Raw genomic sequence first — 19,683 nt, 5'->3', positions numbered from 1 at the left:
ACTGCCATGTCCGGGGGCGCCGGCGCTGCGCGGGCCGCTCCCCGAGCCGCTCCACCAGGCCCCGGTGCACGATGGCGTGCGCCGCGACGGGGTGGAGCGCCGGGGTCCCCCGCGTCAGGCGTGGCTCGCGATGAAGCGGGCGGCCGCGTCGGGCGACGAGAGGATCGCCCACTGGCGATCGACGCGCTCGGCCGTGAGCGGCGCGTGCGCGAGCACCGCGTCGAGCAGCGCCGCGTCGAACCTCGCCGGATCGTCCTCGTAGCGCATCCGCGTGATCGGCTCGAGCGCGCCGCCGGGGCTCGCCTCGATGAGCAGCGCTGGCTCGACCCCGCCGAGCGTGAGGTACTGGTTCTCGAAGATCTCGCCGTGCCCCGGGGAGAGCTGGAACATGAACTCGAGCCGCTCGGGCATGCGGAGCCCGCGGACGAGGCCCGCGAAGAGCCGCCGCTGGGGCCCGGCGTGCGGGCTGCGCTCGGGGACCCTCGGGAAGAGGTCCGAGAGGCCCGCGCGGCCGGTGGCGACGACCACGAGGTCGTGCCCCGCGGCGAGGTCGCGGACGCCGGCCGCGTCGAGCGAGGCCTTCACCACGCGGCCGCCGCGCGCGGCGAAGTCCTCTAGCAGCCGGGGCAGATAGACGCGCATGTCGATGAAGAGCATGTGATCCGGCGGGTTGCTGACGAAGCCGAGCGGCGGATCGGCCGCCACGCGCATCCGGACGACGCGCGTGGCGTGCTCGGCCGCCTCCCAGTGCGCGACGCCGAGCGCCCGCTGGCGCGCCCGGGTCGGCGGGGAGAGCGCGAGTGACGCCCTGAATTCCTCCTCGGCGGCCTCGATCAGGCCGCGTATTGTGGAGGAGCGCAGGTGAGCGGCCCACCGTCGTCGGGAGGAGGATGTGTGGAATCGACGCCGAGGAGCAGCAATCGCTCATGCGTCAATCTGGATCGCTCATGCCTCGACCCGGGTCGGCTCGCTGGGCCGCGTCGGGTTGGGTCAACCGGCCTGGCGCCGGAGCTCGCGCCGCCGTCCGCGGCATGGCACGCTCCGGCGCCGGCCGGGGGATCCGGCCACCGATCGGAGAACGACATGATCACGCTCTATGGCTTCGGTAGAATCTTCCCCGAGGGGATCGGCGAGACGAAAGACCTCCGGGCGCAGTGGGCGCTCGAGGAGACCGGGCTGCCGTATCGCGTCCACGCGCTCGACCACACCGCCGGCGAGCTCGACAGCGACGCCTACCGCCGCATCAGCCCCTTCCGCCAGGCGCCGGTCATCGACGACGACGGCTTCGTGGTGGCCGAATCTGCCGCGGTGGTGCTCTACCTGGCGGAGAAGGCCGGCAAGCTGATCCCGGGCGACGTCCAGGGCCGCACCCGCGTCGTCCAGTGGTGCTTCGCCGCGGTCGGCACCGTCGAGCCGACCCTCGTGTGCCTCGACATGATCGGGATCTTCGACAGCGGCAAGGCCGCGCGCACGCTGCACGCGGAGGTGCCCAAGCTCGCCCGCCGCTGGCTCGGCGACGTCGAGCGCCGCCTCGAGGACCGCGAGTGGATCGCCTGCGACGATTTCACGGCGGCCGACATCATGATGGCCGGCGTCCTGCGCAGCATCCGCAAGACCGACCTGATGGAGCCCTTCCCGAGGCTCAAGGCCTACTTCGAGCGCTGTCAGGCCCGCCCGGCGTGGCAGCGCACCCTCGGCCTCTACGCCGAGCGACTCGGCGTGAGCGTCGACGACATCCGCTAGAGCGCGAGCCCTCGTCACGGCGGGGCAGCGCGGACGGGGCGAGGATGACTTCAGTCGCCTAGCGCATGTGCTCGATGTCTCGCGGCATGACCACCCAGCCGTGCATTCGCTCTTCATAGACCGAAGACGTTGGACCGGGGAAGGCCGGGTCCGCAAAGGCTCCCACCGGTATGGCGATCACGTCCTCGTGCCCGGCCATCGCGTAATAGACGGTGGCGCCGCACTCAGGACAAAACGTGAAGGTGCTCTTCGTCCCTTCGTCTCCGATTCGAACGAAGTCCTTCCCCTGCCCCTTTATCTTCACGTTCGCGCGATCGAACCTGGCCTGAGCGCCAAACACGCTTCCGGTCCGTCGTTGGCAGGCCAGGCAGTGACAGACGGACACGCGAATCGGCTCGCCATCGACCTCGGCCGACAACTTGCCGCAACTGCAGCTCGCGAGGCGATTTCTCATCATGGTGCTCCGGTGGATGGCGTCGCCCGACGATCGACACGGGGGCGGCCGCGGGTGGGTGAAGCCCGCTCGTGGACGTCCCCTCGATGGGAAGGTCAGGCCTCGGGGTCGTGGCAAACCACCTCGATGTTGTGCCCGTCCGGGCCAATGACGAACGCTGCATAGTAGTTCGCGTGGTATTGCGGGCGCAGACCAGGCGCGCCATTGTCTTTGCCGCCCGCCTCCAGCGCCGCGCGATAGAAAGCCTCGACTTGCTGGCGATTCTCGGCCGTGAAGGCCAGGTGAAGACGCGCCGGCTTCTCCTCGGTCTGGCAGATGCACAACGACGACTTACCGTCTGCGCTGAGCTCGAGGCCGAGCGGCCCCTCCACGACGACAGCTACGCCGAGCGGTTCGAGCGCCTTGAGGAAGAACGCTTTGCTCGCTGCGTAGTCGCTGACTCCGAAGACGACGTGGTCAAACATGAGCTCTCCTGCAGTGTGCGAGCCTGCGCCCGCCTCGCGGCATCGTCGACCGCGGCCACTCGGCGTGATCAGCCCTCTCGACCGCTGACCGCCGCTTCCGCGTGGAGCGCCTTGAGCTCCGAACCGACCCCCTCGTGCCGCCGCCGCGCATCGTCGGAAGGTAGCGTATCCGACGGCTGCCCCACCTTGTCAAGGAGACCGGCCCGGGACCGTGCGGCGCTACACCGGACGAAGGCGAGAGCGCGCCCTCGATGCCCTACCGCTCCGCACGCGAAGTGCCCCCGCGGCGGCCCGACCGATCTGCGGCGGGGGTGTTCAGGTCGTCGCACCTCGCCGAGCTCTCCACCGCGCAGGGCGGGCCTGCAGCGGTGAACGCGTGCGAGGGCGGGCTCCCGAGCGTCGTGGGGTGGGAAGCGAACCGGGCCGGCGACGGCGACTGGGGCGCGCCGGGCCGGGCCAGGGCGGCGGCGGAGGCGGCCGCCGCAGGGGCGGGCTCGGCGTGTGCGGCGCCGCGTCCAAGGGGGGCGTCGGGGGCGTCCAAGGGGCGCCGCCGGGGGAGGCTCGGGCGGGGCCGGCGGCCGCGGCGGCCGAGGCGGCAAGGGGGCGAGAACGGCCACCCGACCATCGCCCTCGTCGCGCTGTACGCCAAGGTGACCGTGCGCGACTGAAGGCAAGGCCTGTTCTACTGACCGGGTGACTAGGATCAGATTGCCAATTCCATGTCCATCAGAAACTTCCATGAAACAAACCGCTTGTTTGGACGTTGACAGCGTTTCCGAGCCCAGAGCCACCGTCTGCACCGATGCCTTCCGCACCTCAGCGCGCCGCGCCGTTTTCTCGAGACGGTAAGCTGCTTCCCTCTGGAATCCACGCTCCCGCTGTTTCAAATCCGTTGACACGCTCTGCAGTCATCACTACGTCCACGCGACCAACATGAGCGTGGTCTCGTGTGCGCGAACCTACCAAACCCTCCGACCAAAGCCAGATCGTGGTAAGGTCCTCGTGCTCCCTTGCGGGAATGAACGACGCGGCGCACGCCCGAACGCGCATGATCGACCGTTCTTGGTATACTTGAGAAGGACCTGCGGCGGTTGACCGGCCTCGGCGGCCTGCCGAGCTGTGAGTGCCCCTCTGACCGACCGCGCGCTGAAAGAGGCGGCTCAATTGGGTATCACTGGGATACTGGCGATCGCGCAAGAAGCTTGAGCCAGGGTTTAGCTTTGCACAAATATAGCCCAGTTATCGCCAGGGGTCTGCGAATCGCCGATGCGTTTGGACGTTCCACTCCCTGGAGGAGCAGGTATGGCTGTCGATGAGGGTTCGTATGTTCACGTCACGGGCCGTTCGGGGCTCGTGCACGACGAGGGAGGCATCGTTCGCGAGGAGGCAGCGAGCTTGCAGCCCGTCGTGATGGCGCCCTCGGCCACGGCAGCGTCACCAGCGGCGGCGGCGGATGAACTGCAGGCGCCGCCGGCGACCGGCGACGAGGGCAGCCCGCTGTCCTTGTTCCAAGAGCGGCTGTGGATCCACCACCAGCGCAGTCCAGAGAACACGAGCTACAATCTGCCCCTCCTGCTGCTCGTCCGAGGCAACCTCGATGTCGCGGCGCTGGAGCAGAGCTTGAGCGAGATCGTCGCCCGTCACGAGAGCTTGCGCACCTGCTACGGGCAGACGGACAAGGGAGAGCCCGTGCAGTTCGTCGCGCCGCCGGAGCGCGTGCGCCTGCCGGTCATCGCCGTCGACCGCGCTCGGATGCTGGAGCACCTCGAGCGACACCTCGAGCATCGCTTCGATCTCCTCCGGGGTCCGATCTTCATCGTGAGCTTGCTGCGCCTGGCGGCGGACCGGCACCTGCTCCTGTTCAACGTGCACCACATCGCGGCGGATGCCTGGTCGCTGAAGGCCGTCTTTCTGGGGGAGCTCCAGAGCGCTTACGCGGCGTTCTGCCGCGCGGAGCGGCCAGCTTTGCCGCCGCTGACCGTACAATACAAGGATTACGCACGCTCGCAGCGGGCCTCGGAGTCGTCCGCGCGCCTCGACTACTGGCGTCGAACGCTCGAGGGCTACGAGGACAGCCTCGAGCTCCCCACGACGCATACGCGGCAGGCGAAATCCGGCACGAAGAGCCAGAGCTTCGTGCATCGCTATTCGAGCGAGTTTGCGCGAAACCTCGAACGCCTGTCTCGCCAGCACGGCTGCACGCTCTTCATGTCGTTGCTCGCGGCGCTCGGCGTCACGATCGGCCGGTACACGAACAGGGACGACCTCTGCATCGGCACCACGACGTCCAACCGAACGGACGTCGAGTTCGAGCCCTTGATCGGGTTCTTCATCAATATATTGCCGCTCCGGCTGCAGATCGACGAACAGACCAGCGTCGGCGCGCTGCTCAAGGCGGTGCGCGCGCAGGTGCTGACCGCGTTCGAGCACGCCGTGCCCTTCGAACGGATCCTGCAGGCGACCGACGTCGCGCGTCGCGGCGGCGCGAACCCGCTGGTGCCCATCGTCATGAGGCATCAAAATTTCCCTGAGACCTCGCTGGGCGCTCCGCTGCCGGGTGACGTGAATTTCTACGCTTACCCCGATCCCGACGAGGACGACGACGCGGTCCGGAGGCTGCTCGCGAGAGAGCACGTCCCTGCGCGATGCGAGATCGAGCTGTCGTACTCGGGGGGGGCGGACGAGCTCGAGGTGGAGGTGGTGTACGCCTCCGATCTGTACGACCGCGAGGCCATCGAGCGCTTGCTCGCTCACCATCAGCGGGTACTGGAAGGCATGTTCAGCGACGCGAATCGGCGCGTGCTCGAGCTGCCTCTGCTGCGCGACGCCGACGTTCAGAAGCTGCTCGAGCGGTACAACCGAGCGCCGGCGACCCCAGCGCCCGCCTGGTCCTTCGTCCAGCGCTTCGACGCGCAGGTCGAGCGCTCGCCGGGCGCGGTGGCGTGCTGGGACGCGCGGGGCGCCTGGAGCTACCGCGAGCTCGCGCGGCACGCGAACCAGGTGGCGCACGCGCTCGCGGCGCGGGGCGTCGCGCGAGGGGACCTGGTCGCCGTGTGTCTGGATCGCAGCGGCGAGCTGCTCGCGACCCTGCTCGGTATCTGGAAGGCGGGGGCGGCGTACGTGCCGATCGACCCGGCCTACCCGAAGTCCTACGTGGGGCAAATCCTCGAGGACGCGCGCCCGAGCGCCGTCGTTTGCGGCGCCCGGCACCAGGCCCTGCTCGAGCTCGACGACGCCCGGTGCCTCAGGCTCGAGCAGGTCTGGAACGCCGCGTCGAAGTACCCGGATACGCCGCCGGAGCTGCGCGCGCAGCCCGAGGCGCTCGCCTATGTCATGTATACGTCGGGGTCGACGGGCAAGCCCAAGGGCGTCCGGGTGCCCCATCGCCAGCTCAACAACTGGCTGAGCGCCCTCGAGACCTGGCTGCCGTTCGAGGCGGGTGAGGTCGTCGCCCAGAAGACGACGTTCGTCTTTGCGGTCGCGGTCAAGGAGCTGTTCGCGGGCCTGCTCAACGGGTGCCCGCAGGTGTTCATCGGCAACGACACCGTCCGAGATGCGGCGGCCTTCGTCGCCGCGCTGGCCGAGCACCACGTCAGCCGCCTCAACATCGGGCCCTCGCACCTCGCGAGCGTCATCGAGCACCTGCAGTCGAGCGGGCGGCGCTTGCCGGCGCTGAAGATATGTATCACCGCCGGTGAGCCGCTGCCGAAGGCCCTGGTGCTCGCCTTCCGCGAGGTGTTCCCGAGCGCGCGCCTGCTCAACAACTATGGCTGCACCGAGCTCAACGACATCAGCTACTACGATACGGCGAGCTTCGACGGTGAGCGCGATTTCGTCCCGATCGGCACGCCGATCGCCAACACAAAGGTCTACGTGCTCGATCGCCAGGGCAGGCTGGTGCCCGAAGGCGTCCCCGGGGAGCTGCACGTCGCCTCCGTGAGCTTGCCCGAGGGGTACCACGGCCTCGATGCCCTGACCGCCGAGCGCTTCGTGGCCAACCCGTTCGGCGCTGAGCCGAGCGATCGCCTCTACAACACGGGCGACGTCGTCAGACACCTCCCGGACGGCACGCTCGACTACATCGGTCGCTGGGACTTTCAGGTCAAGGTGCGGGGCTTTCGCGTCGACGTGCGCCAGGTGGAGAAGGTGCTCGGCGACTTCGAAGGCATCCGGGCCCGGGCGGTCGTGGGCCAGGGCGATCGGCTGATCGCGTTCTACACCAGCGCACCCGGCAGCGCCGTGCGCCTCCTGGAGCTGCGCGCGTTCCTGCAAAACAGGCTGCCGGCGTACATGGTGCCGGACGCGTTCGTCCTGCTCGACGCGATGCCGCAGCTGCCGAACGGCAAGATGAATCGCCGCGCGCTCCTCGAGGCGCAGGGCGAGCTGCAACAGAGCGACCCGTACGAGCCCCCGGCGAGCCCGACCGAGCGCACGCTCGCCGACATCTGGTCCCTCGTCGTGAACGTGCCCGCCGCGCGCATCGGCCGCCGAACGCACTTCTTCGGCATCGGTGGGCACTCGCTCTCTGCCATGCGCGTCTTGGCGAGGATCAAGGACGTATTCCAGGTCGAGCTCGTCGTGTCGGAGCTCTTCGATTCGCCCAAGCTCGACGCGATGGCCGCCGCGATCGACCGCGAGATCGCGCGCCGGCCTCCCAGCGAGCGAAAGGCGCAGCCCTCCTCCACGGCTCGACGAGCGCCGAAGACGCGGGCGGGCTCGGGGCTGCTCCACGACAAGGTGGCGCTGGTCACCGGCGGCAGCCGTGGTATCGGGCTCGCCACCGCGCTGCTGCTCGCGGAGCACGGCGCGAGGGTCGCCATCAACTACCGGGACAGCGAGGCGCAGGCTCGGCGCGTCAAGGAGCAGATCGAGGCGGAGGGCGGGATCGCCGAGGTCTTCGGGGCGGACGTGACCGACGCCGCCGACGTGGCCAACCTCGTGAAGGCCGTCCACCAGCGCTTCGAGCGCATCGACGTCCTGGTGGCGAACGCTCATATCAACTTTCGTCATCGCCCCTTCGTCGAGTACGACTGGGCCGATCTCGAGCGGAAGGTCAGCGATGAGCTCAAGGCGGTGTTCCTCCCGTGCCAGGCGGTCGTCCCGGAGATGCTCCGGCGCAAGAGCGGCAGCATCGTGGCGGTCTCGAGCAGCCTCTCCAGGCGCAGCAACGAGGGGTTCCTCGCGCAGAGCACGGCGAAGGCCGCGGTCGACGCCTTCGTGCGCGCGCTCGCCGCCGAGCTGGGTCCTTCTGGCGTTCGCGTCAACACGGTCGCGCCCGGGCTCACGTTGACGGACGCGGCGATGCCGATGGCGCCCGCGGTCAAGGAGGCGATCGCCTCCAAGTCCCCGTTGCGCCGCAACGGCTTGCCCGAGGACATGGCGGGCGCCGTGCTCTTCTTGGCGAGCGACCTGTCGCGGTTCATGACCGGCTCGTACCTGCCGGTCGACGGTGGGCTCACGATGTTGTAGCGGCCGCGCCGGGGAGGAAGGCGGCGCCCTCTCTCACACGAAACCACGAGGCTAGAGCATGCCTGCCAAGCTTCTCGTCATCGACAACTACGACTCCTTCACCTTCAACCTCGTGCAGATGTTCCGCAGCTACGACCTGGACATCTCGGTGTTCCGCGCCGACGCGCTCTCGGTCGAAGACGTCGCGCGCCAGCGGCCCGACTACGTCCTCGTGAGCCCTGGCCCCAAGAGCCCGAGCGCCGCCGGGATCTCGACCGAGCTCATCCGTCGCTGCCAGGGCGAGGTCCCCATCTTGGGCGTGTGCCTCGGCATGCAGTGCATGAACGAAGCGTTCGGCGGCAGCACGGTGCACGCGCCCGTGCCGATGCACGGCAAGACGAGCGCCGTACATCACGACGGGACCGGCCTCTTCGAAGGCGTCCCCCAGCCGTTCACGGTAGCGCGCTATCATTCGCTCGCCATCACGGGCATCAGCGAGGAGCTGAGGGTCAACGCCCGGGCCACGGACGGCGTGCCGATGGCGATCCAACATGTCCGCCATCCGCTCTTCGGCGTCCAGTTCCACCCCGAGAGCTTCCTCACCCAGCACGGGTTCACGCTGGTCGAGAACTTCCTGCGCTCGGGTCCGCTGAAAGGAGCGCTGTCATGAGCACAGCTGCGGTCGACGTCAGCCTGCCCTGGCTCCGGAGGGTGACGGGGGTGCATTCCGAGCCCCTCGACCTGAAGGAGCCGTTCCTGGACGTGGTGCGCCGCTTCGCGCATCTGCCCGGCACCGTGGCGCTGATGAGCGGCGGGGAGCTCGACTCCGCCCGTCACCACATCCTCGGCGTGTATCCCTGGCTGTCGCTGAGCGGTCACCGCGCGCGGACCACGCTCGCCGACGGCGACCATCGCGTCGAGCTCGACGAGGACCCGTTCACCGCGCTGCGCCGCCTGCTGCAGCGCTGCAGCGTGCCGGAGCTGGGAGCGCCGCTGCCGCTGTCCAGCGGGCTCCTCGGCTACTTCGCGTACGATCTGAAGGACTGCCTGGAGCAGCTGCCGAGGACGAGCATCGACGACCTCGAGCTGCCGCTGATGCACCTCGTGGCGCCGGCCATCCTCGTGATCCACGACCGGGTCTCGGGAGCGACGACGCTCCTGGCGATGCGCCTGCAAGGGGACGACGATGCGTTTCGCCGAGACGTGGCGCGCTTCAAGGAGGCGCTCGGCGCGCCGGCGGCGGCGCTCCGCGAGCCGGCGCCGCGGGCGAGCGGCCAATGTGCTTCGATCGTCTCGCGGGAGGAGTACCTCTCGGCGGTCGAGGCGATCCGCAGGTACATCGTCGACGGCGACGTGTACCAGGTGAACATGTCCCAGCGCTTTCAGGCGCCGTTCGCCGGGGACCCCTTCGACTGCTTTGCCAGGATGTATGCGGCCAATCCGGCGCCCTTCTTCGCGTACATCAACGCCGGAGACCACCAGATCGTCTCGACCTCTCCCGAGCGGTTCATCGAGCTCAGGCACGGCAGCGTGGAGACGCGACCCATCAAAGGCACGCGGCCTCGGGGGAGGACTCCGGACGAGGATGACGCCCTGCGGACGGAGCTCCTGGAGAGCGCGAAGGAAGACGCCGAGCTGTCGATGATCGTCGACCTGCTCCGCAACGACATCGGCAAGGTCTGCCGCCCGGGGTCGGTGCGCGTGCTCGAGCACAAGCGCCTCGAGGCCTATCAGAACGTCTATCACCTCGTCTCGATCGTGAAGGGCGAGCTCGATCCCGGCATGGATGCCGTCGATCTGCTCCGCGCGACCTTCCCGGGCGGCTCGATCACGGGGTGCCCGAAGATCCGGGCGATGGAGATCATCGACGAGCTCGAGCCGGTCCGCAGGCACATCTACACGGGCAGCATCGGCTACGTCGGGTTCGACGGTACGATGGATCTATCCATCGCGATCCGGACCGCGACGTTCACGGGCGGCAAGGTCGTGTTCTCCGTCGGCGGCGGCGTCGTCTTCGACTCGGATCCAGCGAGTGAGTTCGAAGAGACGCTCCACAAGGGGCGCACGCTGATGAACGCCCTGGCCGCGACGGGCGGCGACGAGCGGACCGCCAGCACGGTCTGGCAGGACGGGGCCTTCAAACCCAGCGCAGCCGCCTCGGTGCCGCTCGACGCCGAAGGGCTGGCGTATGGCTTCGGCTTCTTCGAGACCTTGCGCGTCCAGGCGGGCCGTCCGATCCTGCTCCAGGCCCATTTGCAGCGCTTCGAGCTCGCCTGGCGGGAGTTCTTCCAGTCCGCGCCGCCGGATGTCACCTGGGCCGACGTCATCGCCCAGCTCATCCGGAGGAACGGGCTGTCGAGCGCGGTCGCCGCGGTGAAGCTCGTGGCGGCCGCGGGCAAGCCGAGCGGCGCGCGGCCGTCCCCCGTGCTCTTCGCGAGCGCCAGGCCCTATTCGCCGCGCCCCGCCCTGAGCTCGAAGCCTGGGCTGGCCCTCCGGGTGTATCCGCACTGCCGGCACACGCACCTCGCCAGCCACAAGACCCTCAATTACATGTACTATAAACTGGCCGGGGACTGGGCCAAGCGCCACGGCGCGGACGAGGCGTTGATCCTCAACGCGGATCGCTCCGTGTCGGAGACGAACACCGCGAGCGTGTGCTGCGTGTTCGGCGATACCGCGTGCTTCCCCGCGTCAGCGCACGCGTTGCCGGGCACCATGGCGGCCGAGGTCCGGCGGCTCCTGCCGCAGTGGGGCTTCGCCGTCGAGGACCGGCGCCTCACGGTGGAGGATCTGATGGCCGCGGACCAGGTGTTCTTGACGAACTCGTTGATGGGCGCGGTCCCCGCGGTGAGCCTCCACGACGCGAAGCTCGGCTACGACGCGGCGCTCTGCGACAAGATCAACGGAGCCGTGTTCGACGGAGCCTGACGGCTGGCGACGCGGGGCCGCCCGGGCACACCGGGCCGGCCCGAGGGCGAGCGGGCGGCGGCGCGCGCTCAGCCCTCGCGCGCCACGCGGAGCGCCTCCGCGAGCTCCTCGGGCGTGATCTCCCGGTCCTGCAGCACCATCGCCGCCCAGGCCGCGACCTCGGCCGGCGTCCGGAAGATGTTCGGCGCGGGCGCCTGCGACCCGCGGGGCTGCAGCCGCATCATGATGGCGCGGACCGACGCGGCGATGAACCCCTCGGCCTCGACGAGCGTGGCCACGCCCTTCATGTACTCCCCTGGAGCGCTCGCCGCCCGCTGCATCGCCGCCCGGCTCTCCTCGTTGGGGGGCCCGGTGTGCTGACGGGGGACCACGATCAGGAACGCTGCCCCTCCCGGCTGACGCTCCGCCCAGGCCCGGAAGTGCGCCCGGGAACGCTCGATGCCGGCGACGCTCTCCTGCCCGCGCCAGATGAGCAGCATGAGCCGCCGCCAGGTCGCCACCACGTACACGTCCGTCCGTTCCAGCAGCTCGACCTGCACCGACGAGGAGGTGGTCACCATCTCACCCGATTGTCCTCCCTGTAGGCTGGCCACCGCAAGAACTCCGGTGTGTCAGGTCAGCAGCCCGGCGTCGCAGCCGCGGCGATGCAGCTCCTCGGTATCCGTGCAGCGACCTGCATCCTGAGGCGGAGCAGGCTGCGGGCATAGGCTTGCCCGGGCGGGCTTGGGACGGTGCGCAAGAAGACCCACACTGGCACAGGCACATCCTCAATCACGCAGAAAACTCGCGATTGAGGCTGGCACGTCACGTGCTTCAGGGGCACGGCATGAAGACCTCGATGCGGTGGTTCCTCCCCGTTGCGCTGCTCCAGGTGCTCGCCTGCTCCGATGCCGTCGAGCAGCCGACTGGAACCGGTTCGGGGGGCGACTCGTCCGGAGGCACCACGTCGTCGAGCGCGTCGAACGGCGCCGGCGGCGCCCCCGAGACGTCGTCGAGCGCGTCGGGCGACACCGGCGGCGGCCCCGTGGCGTGCGACCAGCTGGGAGGCGGCGCCGAGCCGGGCGCGGCCTGCGCGAACGAGGACGAGATATGCGACAGCGCCTGCTCGGGCTGCTGGAGCAGGTGCATCGACGGCGTGTGGGTCGAGGAGTGCGATCCGTGCCCCGATGCGCTGCCCGAGAGCGGGACGAGCTGCGAGGGCCATGACGGCGTGGGGCCGTGCAGCTACAACAACGAATGCGGCACGGCGGTCGCCGAATGCGACGGAGCGACCGGGTTGTGGGTCGTCGAGGGGGACGACTGCGGCGGCGGCGGCGGGGAGGACGAGGGCGGCTGCGGCTGAGCGGCGCGGGGTCGCCGCCCGCGCAGCGCCGTGGGGCTCAGAGGCTACTTCGTCAAGACGACGTGAGTGGCGTCGTCCGAGGAGGCGCGCTCCGTGCACGTGTAGCCGAGGCTCACCGTATCGATGCCGGCGAGGAGGTGCTCGCCCCTGCCCAGGAGCACGGGGGAGATCACGAGGTGGATCTCGTCGATCAGCCCGGCGGTGAGGTACTGGCGAACGGTGGCGACGCCGCCGCCGAGTCGGACGTCCTTGCCCTGAGCCGCTTCCGTCGCGCGCTTCAGCGCGGCATGGATGCCATCGGTCACGAAGTGGAACGTCGTTCCGCCCTCCATCGTGATGGGCGCGCGACCATGGTGCGTGAGCACGAAGACGGGTACGTGGTAGGGCGGGTTGTTGCCCCACCATCCCTTCCAACCGTCGTCGGACCAAGGGCCCCGCATCGGCCCGAACATGTTGCGGCCGAGGATCCAGGCGCCGACGTTCTCGAAGCCGCGAGCGGCGAAGTCGTCGTCGACGCCTTCTCTGCCGCCCTGGTCGCCGATCAGGGATCCGGCGAAGTCGGCGCTCATCCTCTGGAACGTCTTCGTGCCCAAGACCCACTTGTGCAGCGCCATACCTCCGATGCCCATCGGATTGTCCAGATCCTGGTCGGGACCGGCGCCGTAACCATCAATGGAGATTGAAAATGCGTTGACCCGAAGCCTCGACATGAGCGTAACTCCTTGCGGCGCAGGCATCGCCTGCGGCCGTCGTGACCGCCGTCTTCTGAAGTGGCGACGAACGAGCCAGGGGCGGATCGACACGCCGACGAGATTTTCTTTCGCTGGGCGATCGTCACAGGAAAGCACCGTCTATTCAAGGACTTAGGCGACGTGCTCGCCGAGGACCACCGCGACGTCGTCCTGCAGGTTGCCGGACGGGAGGGTCACCGCCTGGATCAGCGCTCCCACCGCCGTCTGCACGCCGCCGGTGCGCGCGAGCGCGCTGATCGTCGCATGCGACGCGTACTTCAGGAGGCCGTCGGTGGCGACCAGGAGGCGCCCCGAGAGCGGACGGCGTCGGATGCCGGCGGGCCTGCACGCGCCGCTGCCGACCAACGGCTTCCGGCTCTGCGCCGCCGTCAGATCGATCACCCTGTCGGGCTCGACGAGGAGCGCTCCCGAGTCCCCCACGCTGGCGCCCCACAGCTCGCCTCGGCGCATCTGGACGACGACGAGCGTCGTCTCGCCGCACGTGGGCGTTGCTTCCAGCTCGCCGTCGAGCCGACGGAGGCGCTCGCACCAGCCGTCGGCATCGAGCTCCATCTCTGCGCCGAGCGCCACCATCGCGCTCACCGCCGCGCGGGCCGCGGCCGCGCCGCCAGCGAGCCCCCCCGCGCCGTCGGCGACGGCCATGGTCCACCGGTCGCCGCGGCACGAGAGCTCGAGACGGTCCTCGTTCGCGCTACCTGCCACGCGGCGTGACCAGAAGCGCATCCAGCCCGAGGGAGGTTCGATCTGCTCGCACGCGTCGCCGCCTTCCGAGCGCGTGATCTCGACGCTGGAGACGATGTTGTCCCGGAAGAGGAGGACCGCGCCGTCGCCCTGGCCGCATCCCGGACAGCCGGCTTCGACGAGCCCGGGGACGGCGACGAGCCCGCCCACGTTCTCTCCGTGATCGTCGAGCGGCGCCGGGCGCCCAGGCGGATCGAACCAGCAGATCGGGTCGCCGATCCTGTACTCGTGCTGCCGGCAATAGCCGTACCGATACTGGATGCGCCATTCCGGGGAATGCCCACAGCCGGGGCAGCGGGCGTGGGCGATGACGACGTCGAACAGTCCCATGGCCAGCCGGTCCTCCTGTGCAGTCCGTCGGCGCTCCCGGACAATACAAGCCTGGGCGCTCCTGTGCAGCGCCGTCGGCCGTCCTGCGCAGCCCCGCCGGCCCTCCTGGGCAAGCCCGGCGCCCTCCTGCGCAGGGCCGCCGGCCCTCCTGCGCAGGGCCGCCGGCCCTCCTGCGCAGCCCCGCCGGCCGTCCTGCGCAGCCCCGCCGGCCGTCCTGCGCAGCCCATTGGCCCTCCTGCGCAGCCCCGCCGGCCCTCTTGCGCAGCGCCGTCGGCCGTCCTGCGCGGCCCATTGGCCCTCCTGGATAAACCCCGGCGCCCTCCTGTGCGGCCCCGGTGCGTCTCCTGCGCAGCCCCGCAGGCTCTCCTGCGCGGCCTGGGCGCCCTCCTGCGCACCCCCAGTTGGTGTCCTGCGCTACACGAACCGCCGTCCTGCGCGGCCCTCGCGACCCTCCTGCGCGCCCCCGTCGGGGTCCTTCGTCATCATCGTCTGGCTCCTGCGCAGGCCCGATGGGTCTCCTGTGCAGCCGCGGCGTCGTCTCGCGCGCCTTTCGTGGTTGCAGCGCAACTCTTTTTCCCTCCTCCCTCGTGCACCGCCTCCGCGGCCCGCTGCCCGCGGCGCCAGGCACGCCGCCCCCCTCGATTCGATGCGCGGCACACCGCCTCTCCCAGCCTCGGCCCGAGCGCTTCTTCGCGGCGCGACCGACTCGTGCTCTCCTCTGGCCAATGCCTTGTTCGCCGATACCCTCGCCGATCTTCCGGCCCCTCATTCCGAGGGGCGCTGGCCCCGACAAGGAGGCGTATTTTTACCATGGCAAAGGCATCCACCACCACGTCGTCCAGGACCGACAAGGCCGCAACGAAGCGCGCGTCGCGCGAGACACGGGGCGCGCCTCGCTCCTCGACGGGCGCAGCAGCGTACACGCTGAGCGCCGCCCGCGAGGCCGAGCTCCTGCGAGAGGCCGAGTCGCTGGGCGACAACACCGTGATTTTCCCCGGCAAGCTCGCCCGGCGCGTCATCTGGTCGAGCCGCATCCAGCTCGCCGCCGAGCGCGACGCGGCCGATCTCGTCCGCACCCCCTTCCCCGACGACGAGCCCGCGCTGACACGCGAGGAGATCCGCGCGCTCCGCGACAGGATCGAGCTCCTGCGCGTCACGCAATCGCGCTGGCAAGCCGTGCAGCAGCGCCAGGAGCAGGCCGTCGCGATGTTCAAGGGGCCGGCCGCCGAGGCCGCCCAGCACCGGCAAACGCTCCTCCGCTTCTTCGATCTCCGCTTCAAGAACAGCCCCGAGGGGCAAAAGCGGCTCATGGCGATCCGCGCGGGCAGCGGCGACGCGGATCTGGTCCAGGACGTCTCCGACCTGCTCTTGCTCTGCTCCGAGCACGCGGAGGCCCTTCGCAAGGCGCCTCGCGGCGAGGGCGACGCGGCGGCCCGCCTCCGCGCGCTCTCGCCCGAGCTCGCGCGCATGCTCGCCGACAAGACGTTCTCTCCCGAGGCGCAGCGCGCGCGCAAGCTCCGCGACGCCGCGTACACGCTCGTCATGCACGCCGAGCGGCGGCTGCGCGCCGCCGCGGAATACTGGTATGCCGGCACCGACAGGATGAGGGATTATGCGCCCTTCCCCGTCTCGCGCGGCGCCGCGTCCACCGGAGATGAAGCGGAAGAGGAGGAAGGCGAGGACACCGCGGAGAACGGCGCGACGGAGGGCGACGCGTCGGAGGAGGGCGCGACGGAGGACGGCGCGCCGGGCGAGGACGAAGACGAGGGGTGATCGCCCCAGGCCGCGGCGGGCGCGTCAAGGAGGGGGGCGCCTGGCTCATGGCGAGGGGTCGAGGCTCCCCGGCCAGCGCGCCGGCCCGGCCGGGCGCCACGCGGGGGAGGCTCGGGCGGGGCCGGCGGCTGCGGGGCGTCGTGACCGTCCGCGCGGCGCCGGTCACCTATCCCATCAGGGGCCTGGCTGCGGCGCGGCCTGGCACGTGCCGGCCACGCACGCGAGCTGCGGCGGTGGCGGGCACGGGGCGCACTGCAGGTTCCTGCACGCGGGGGCACTACGGGCGTTGAGCTCACGGAAGAAGTCTCCGCTGCCGTCGTAGATCACCAGGTTGGACGCACTCGCGACCGCCCTCGACGAGATCGTGCCGCAAAAGCAGCAGCGGTCGGCCGCGGCCACGAACACGCAGTCCGACGCGGCAGCGCAGGTCGCCGGGCCGGGCGGCAGGGGCGCCCCCGTCGGCCCGCCGGCGACGGTCGCCGTCGATGCCGCAGTCGGCGTCACCGCGGCTTCGGGCGGCTGCTCCGCGCCCCGCGGGGGCCCACCCGGACGGTGTGCGTCGCCGCACGCGGCCAGCAGCGCGGCGATCGCGATCACGAGACGACCAGCTTTTCGGCTCAAGCTCGTATGCATTCCGGGCGAACGGTCGAACCTCCTGCCCCCTTACAGTGCTTCACTGCGGCTACGGCGGCCCGGGGCGCGGGGGCGATTCGATCGGCACCGCCTACCTCGGCGAGGACCGGCTCACGGCCCTGGGCGTCACCTTCACGCTGGGGCCGTCGGGCAAGGGCGGCATCGGCTGGGACGAGCAGGGCGAGACGATCACGGGGGAGGATGGCGTCGCCCTGGAGACGCGCCGGTTTGCTGAATCGCTGGAGTGGAGCTCGCCCGCACCCGCACAACGCTGTCAATCACCCGCAGCGCGAAGCGGCGTCGGGCATTGCCGTAGTGGGCGGGCTATTCACAAGGCACGAGTGAGCCAGTACAGCGGAAGTCGCTTTGCGTGCGCGATGGCGAGCACGAGCGTGTGCTCGGGGTGCACCTCGAACGCAATGACATACGGAAAACGGTCGACGATCGCTCTGCGAATGCTCCGTGGTGCAGGAGAAGTCCCTGGCCAAATCTGAAAAGATGTCGGGGCCTCTCCAATCTTATCGAGCATCGACGAGACCTCGGCGATGAACTCGTCGCCCAGCCCGGGCCGCCTCTCGTCGTACCAGATGGCCGCCGCACGAAGCTCAGCGCGCGCTTCAGGATGAAGCTCGACCCGCACGCCGGTCCTCGAGCTCCTTCAGGATCTCCGCTCGCGCCGTGCCCCAGTCGACCGTCTGGACCTTACCCTCCTCGACCTCGCGCGCTCGGCGCGTCAGCTCACCCGTCCACGCTGCAGCGACCTCCTCGGCGTCGGGCTCCTCAAGGCTGGAGAGCACTTCTTCTGCCAGCCGGGCCCGCTCGTGGCGGGGCAACAGCAGCACCTGCGCGAGAAGTTCCTCGGTGGACATAGGGGAACTGTAGCATGGCTCGGGTCCGCCACGCACGGCGATGCGGCCTCCAGCTCGATGGGCCGCCGCACCCGCGCCAGGCTGGTCTGCTCGCGGACCAGAACAGGCGATGGTACCGGCATGCCGGTGCTTCTCCGGGCCGCGCAAACACCGGTCGAGATCCTCCGAGGCAGGTGTTTCGCCCCACCTACGGGTGGGGGCCATGACGGCAAGGATTTGCCCGGGCCGAGCGACGTGGCCGACGGCGCCGATGGGAGGGTTGGCGGCGACGCGTGCTCGGCGGAGACCGTAACCGGCGGGGCTGCCGTGGTGAACCCGTGCGAGGGCGAGCTCCCGAGCGTCGGCAAGGGCGGTGACGGGTCGCCCGGCGGCGCGGAGGACGGGCGCGACGGCGAGCCGACCGCGACGCCGAACCCGAGCGCACCCGCCAGGGACCGGCGGCAAAGAGACGAGGGCTGTCATGAGGTGCCGTGCACAGGTGCTGTTTCAGGTGGGCGCGTGGGCGTGGGTCGTCACCGGGATCGGGCACCTCGCGATCACCGCGCTGCTGCTCGGTCGCCCCGCGAAGCCAGCCGCGGAGACCGCGGTCCTCGGCGCGATGCGGGCGCACCGGATGACCATGATCGGGCTGTCGCGCGACCTGCTCGGCCTCTTCAGGGGGTTCAGCGTGGCCATGGGCCTGGTGCTCGCGCTGCACGGCGCCGTCTGCGTGCTCGCCGCGCCCGCCCTCGCCGCGCCCCCTGCTGTCGTGGCGCTGAACGCGGCGGTGTCGCTGGCGCTGCTGGCCATCGCCGTCCGCGCGTTTCCGCCGCCGCCGATCGTGACCATGCTGGTCGCGACGGCGTGCTTCGGTTCGGCGCTCGTGGTGGGCTGAGCGTGCGGGCGAAGATAGCTCATAGCCCATCGCAGTCGCCATGAGCAGCCCGTCGGACGAACCGTTGCGGCATCGCTCGTTCAGGTTCCGGCGCACCGCGCTGCAATCGTGAGGCGGCGGCCCGAATGCGCGCTGGCTCGTCTCGGTACACGACGAGATATGGAAAGCGACGCACCCGCTGCTGCGCGCCGAACGCATGCGCGTCGAGCCCGCGTGGCGCCGCCGGCCCGAAGCGAAACATCAGCTCGATCTCGGGGCGCGGGATCGAGACGTGCGGCGCGTCGCCGGTGCGCTCGGTCGCGAACAGCGCCTCGACGGCCGGCGCAATCGACGCGCTGGGCGCGAGGCGATGGCGGCGGGGGCTCGCGTGCAGGACCGGAGGACGAACGTGCGCGCCGATCGCGCATGCCCGCGCGTGTCATTGTCCGCTTCTTCCAATTCCCAACCCGCGCGCGTCGCTAGCATCGCGGTCATGAAGATCCTCGTCACCGGAGCGACCGGAAAGGTCGGAAGCCGTCTCGCAAAGCGCCTCGCCCGCCGGGGCGATCATGTCCGCGCCCTCGTGCGCGATCCGAACCGCGCCGCCGAGCTGCGCGAGCACCGGATCGAGACCGTGAAGGGCGATCTCCTCGACGAAGCCTCGCTCGCGCCCGCGGTGCGCGGCATCGACGCGGTCGTCCATTGCGCCGCCTTCTTCCGCGGCGCCACCCCGGAACAAGCGCACACCGTCAACGACCTCGGCACGCAACGACTCGCGGCCGCCGCCCGCGCCGCGAACGTGAACCGCTTCGTCTTCACCAGCACCGGGTTGGTCTACGGACCGAGCGGCGGCCGCCTCGCCCACGAGGGCGACGACTGCGCGCCGCCACCGGGCTACCCCGCGAGCAAGCTCGCCGCCGAACGCGCGCTCCTCGCCCTCGAGGGCCTCGATGTGCGCGTCCTCCGCCTCCCCTTCGTCTACGGCGACGGTGATCCGCACATCGAGGAAGCGATCCCGATGATGCGCGGCTGGCCGCCGTCGCAGCGCATGGCCTTGATTCATCACGCCGACGTCGCGCAGGCTGTCGCGCGCGTGCTCGACACCGCATCGCCTTCGCACCGCACCTACAACGTGGTCGACGACGAAGCCCCCGACCTCGCCACCGTCTTCGCGTCGGTCGGCGCCCCACCGCCCGACGGCTCGGCCGGCGAAGCGGCCCGAGCCTTCGACGTCCTCCTCGACGGCCGCCGCATCCGCGAAGATCTCGGCTTCAAGCCCGAGTTCCCGCGCCTCCAGGATGCGATCGCGGCGGGCGCGTGATGTTCTCCAGTCGTCCAGGTAGGCGGACGCGC

General features: G+C 70.2%; 18 protein-coding genes. 9 read left to right on the top strand and 9 right to left on the bottom strand.

What is annotated here, in order from left to right:
- Positions 1-114: 114 nt before the first annotated feature.
- Entirely contained in the window at positions 115-711 is a 597-nt protein-coding gene (locus WMF33_RS01355) for a styrene monooxygenase/indole monooxygenase family protein (protein WP_437335439.1), read from the bottom strand.
- A gap of 372 nt (positions 712-1,083) precedes the next feature.
- Here WMF33_RS01355 and WMF33_RS01350 point away from each other — a divergent pair, with 372 nt between their 5' ends.
- Positions 1,084-1,743 (top strand): glutathione S-transferase family protein, encoded by a 660-nt coding sequence (locus WMF33_RS01350; protein ID WP_437335438.1) that lies wholly within the window; start codon positions 1,084-1,086, stop codon positions 1,741-1,743.
- Between the two features lie 58 nt (positions 1,744-1,801).
- Here the strand turns inward: WMF33_RS01350 and WMF33_RS01345 are convergent, their stop codons facing one another.
- The gene (locus WMF33_RS01345; protein ID WP_437335437.1) at positions 1,802-2,197 is read right to left on the bottom strand and encodes a GFA family protein; all 396 of its coding nucleotides are present in this window, start codon (positions 2,195-2,197) and stop codon (positions 1,802-1,804) included.
- A gap of 95 nt (positions 2,198-2,292) precedes the next feature.
- Positions 2,293-2,661, bottom strand: coding sequence for a VOC family protein (locus WMF33_RS01340; RefSeq protein ID WP_437335436.1), 369 nt, complete (start codon positions 2,659-2,661; stop codon positions 2,293-2,295).
- Positions 2,662-2,972: 311 nt separating this feature from the next.
- On the opposite strand from WMF33_RS01340, the gene WMF33_RS01335 reads away from it, so the two are divergent.
- From WMF33_RS01335 to pabB, 4 genes are all read left to right on the top strand, one after another.
- Complete coding sequence (locus WMF33_RS01335) at positions 2,973-3,329, top strand: hypothetical protein (protein WP_437335435.1); 357 nt, start codon at positions 2,973-2,975, stop codon at positions 3,327-3,329.
- Positions 3,330-3,963: 634 nt separating this feature from the next.
- Positions 3,964-8,130 (top strand): amino acid adenylation domain-containing protein, encoded by a 4,167-nt coding sequence (locus tag WMF33_RS01330; protein WP_437335434.1) that lies wholly within the window; start codon positions 3,964-3,966, stop codon positions 8,128-8,130.
- A gap of 58 nt (positions 8,131-8,188) precedes the next feature.
- Entirely contained in the window at positions 8,189-8,779 is a 591-nt protein-coding gene (locus WMF33_RS01325) for an anthranilate synthase component II (protein ID WP_437335433.1), read from the top strand.
- Positions 8,776-11,037, top strand: a complete 2,262-nt coding sequence (gene pabB / locus WMF33_RS01320; RefSeq protein ID WP_437335432.1) for an aminodeoxychorismate synthase component I — start codon at positions 8,776-8,778, stop codon at positions 11,035-11,037. The genes WMF33_RS01325 and pabB overlap by 4 nt, the downstream gene beginning before the upstream one ends.
- A gap of 68 nt (positions 11,038-11,105) precedes the next feature.
- On the opposite strand, the gene WMF33_RS01315 is transcribed toward pabB, so the two are convergent.
- Positions 11,106-11,597 (bottom strand): hypothetical protein, encoded by a 492-nt coding sequence (locus tag WMF33_RS01315; protein WP_437335431.1) that lies wholly within the window; start codon positions 11,595-11,597, stop codon positions 11,106-11,108.
- A gap of 266 nt (positions 11,598-11,863) precedes the next feature.
- Between WMF33_RS01315 and WMF33_RS01310 the strand changes: the two genes are divergently transcribed.
- Positions 11,864-12,379, top strand: a complete 516-nt coding sequence (locus tag WMF33_RS01310; protein ID WP_437335430.1) for a hypothetical protein — start codon at positions 11,864-11,866, stop codon at positions 12,377-12,379.
- Positions 12,380-12,423: 44 nt separating this feature from the next.
- Here WMF33_RS01310 and WMF33_RS01305 read toward each other — a convergent pair whose 3' ends face one another.
- Together WMF33_RS01305 and WMF33_RS01300 are read right to left on the bottom strand one after the other, a co-directional pair.
- Positions 12,424-13,089, bottom strand: coding sequence for a dihydrofolate reductase family protein (locus WMF33_RS01305; RefSeq protein WP_437335429.1), 666 nt, complete (start codon positions 13,087-13,089; stop codon positions 12,424-12,426).
- A gap of 153 nt (positions 13,090-13,242) precedes the next feature.
- Positions 13,243-14,202: a protein phosphatase 2C domain-containing protein gene (locus WMF33_RS01300; RefSeq protein WP_437335428.1), complete on the bottom strand. Its 960-nt coding sequence runs from the start codon at positions 14,200-14,202 to the stop codon at positions 13,243-13,245.
- Positions 14,203-15,012: 810 nt separating this feature from the next.
- Between WMF33_RS01300 and WMF33_RS01295 the strand changes: the two genes are divergently transcribed.
- Entirely contained in the window at positions 15,013-15,975 is a 963-nt protein-coding gene (locus WMF33_RS01295; protein ID WP_437335427.1) for an ATPase, read from the top strand.
- Between the two features lie 174 nt (positions 15,976-16,149).
- Here WMF33_RS01295 and WMF33_RS01290 read toward each other — a convergent pair whose 3' ends face one another.
- The 3 genes from WMF33_RS01290 to WMF33_RS01280 all read right to left on the bottom strand — a co-directional run bounded on the left by WMF33_RS01290 (position 16,150) and on the right by WMF33_RS01280 (position 17,477).
- On the bottom strand, positions 16,150-16,572 hold the full coding sequence (locus WMF33_RS01290; protein ID WP_437335426.1) for a hypothetical protein: 423 nt from the start codon (positions 16,570-16,572) through the stop codon (positions 16,150-16,152).
- A 364-nt stretch (positions 16,573-16,936) separates the two neighbouring features.
- Positions 16,937-17,248: a type II toxin-antitoxin system RelE/ParE family toxin gene (locus WMF33_RS01285; protein WP_437335425.1), complete on the bottom strand. Its 312-nt coding sequence runs from the start codon at positions 17,246-17,248 to the stop codon at positions 16,937-16,939.
- Complete coding sequence (locus WMF33_RS01280; protein ID WP_437335424.1) at positions 17,226-17,477, bottom strand: addiction module protein; 252 nt, start codon at positions 17,475-17,477, stop codon at positions 17,226-17,228. Before WMF33_RS01280 ends, WMF33_RS01285 begins: the two co-directional genes overlap by 23 nt.
- Before the next feature lie 460 nt (positions 17,478-17,937).
- Here WMF33_RS01280 and WMF33_RS01275 point away from each other — a divergent pair, with 460 nt between their 5' ends.
- Both WMF33_RS01275 and WMF33_RS01270 read left to right on the top strand, forming a co-directional pair.
- Positions 17,938-18,351 carry an LIC_13387 family protein gene (locus WMF33_RS01275; RefSeq protein WP_437335423.1) on the top strand — a complete coding sequence of 138 codons (414 nt, stop codon included), beginning with the start codon at positions 17,938-17,940 and terminating at the stop codon, positions 18,349-18,351.
- Positions 18,352-18,622: 271 nt separating this feature from the next.
- The gene (locus WMF33_RS01270) at positions 18,623-19,651 is read left to right on the top strand and encodes an NAD-dependent epimerase/dehydratase family protein (RefSeq protein WP_437335422.1); all 1,029 of its coding nucleotides are present in this window, start codon (positions 18,623-18,625) and stop codon (positions 19,649-19,651) included.
- The last annotated feature ends 32 nt before the right edge of the window (positions 19,652-19,683 follow it).

This window comes from Sorangium sp. So ce394, assembly GCF_051474665.1.
GTDB lineage: Bacteria > Myxococcota_A > Polyangia > Polyangiales > Polyangiaceae > Sorangium > Sorangium cellulosum_D.
The sequence above is the reverse complement of the archived record's forward strand: the minus strand, read 5'-3'. Positions and strand labels throughout refer to the sequence as shown.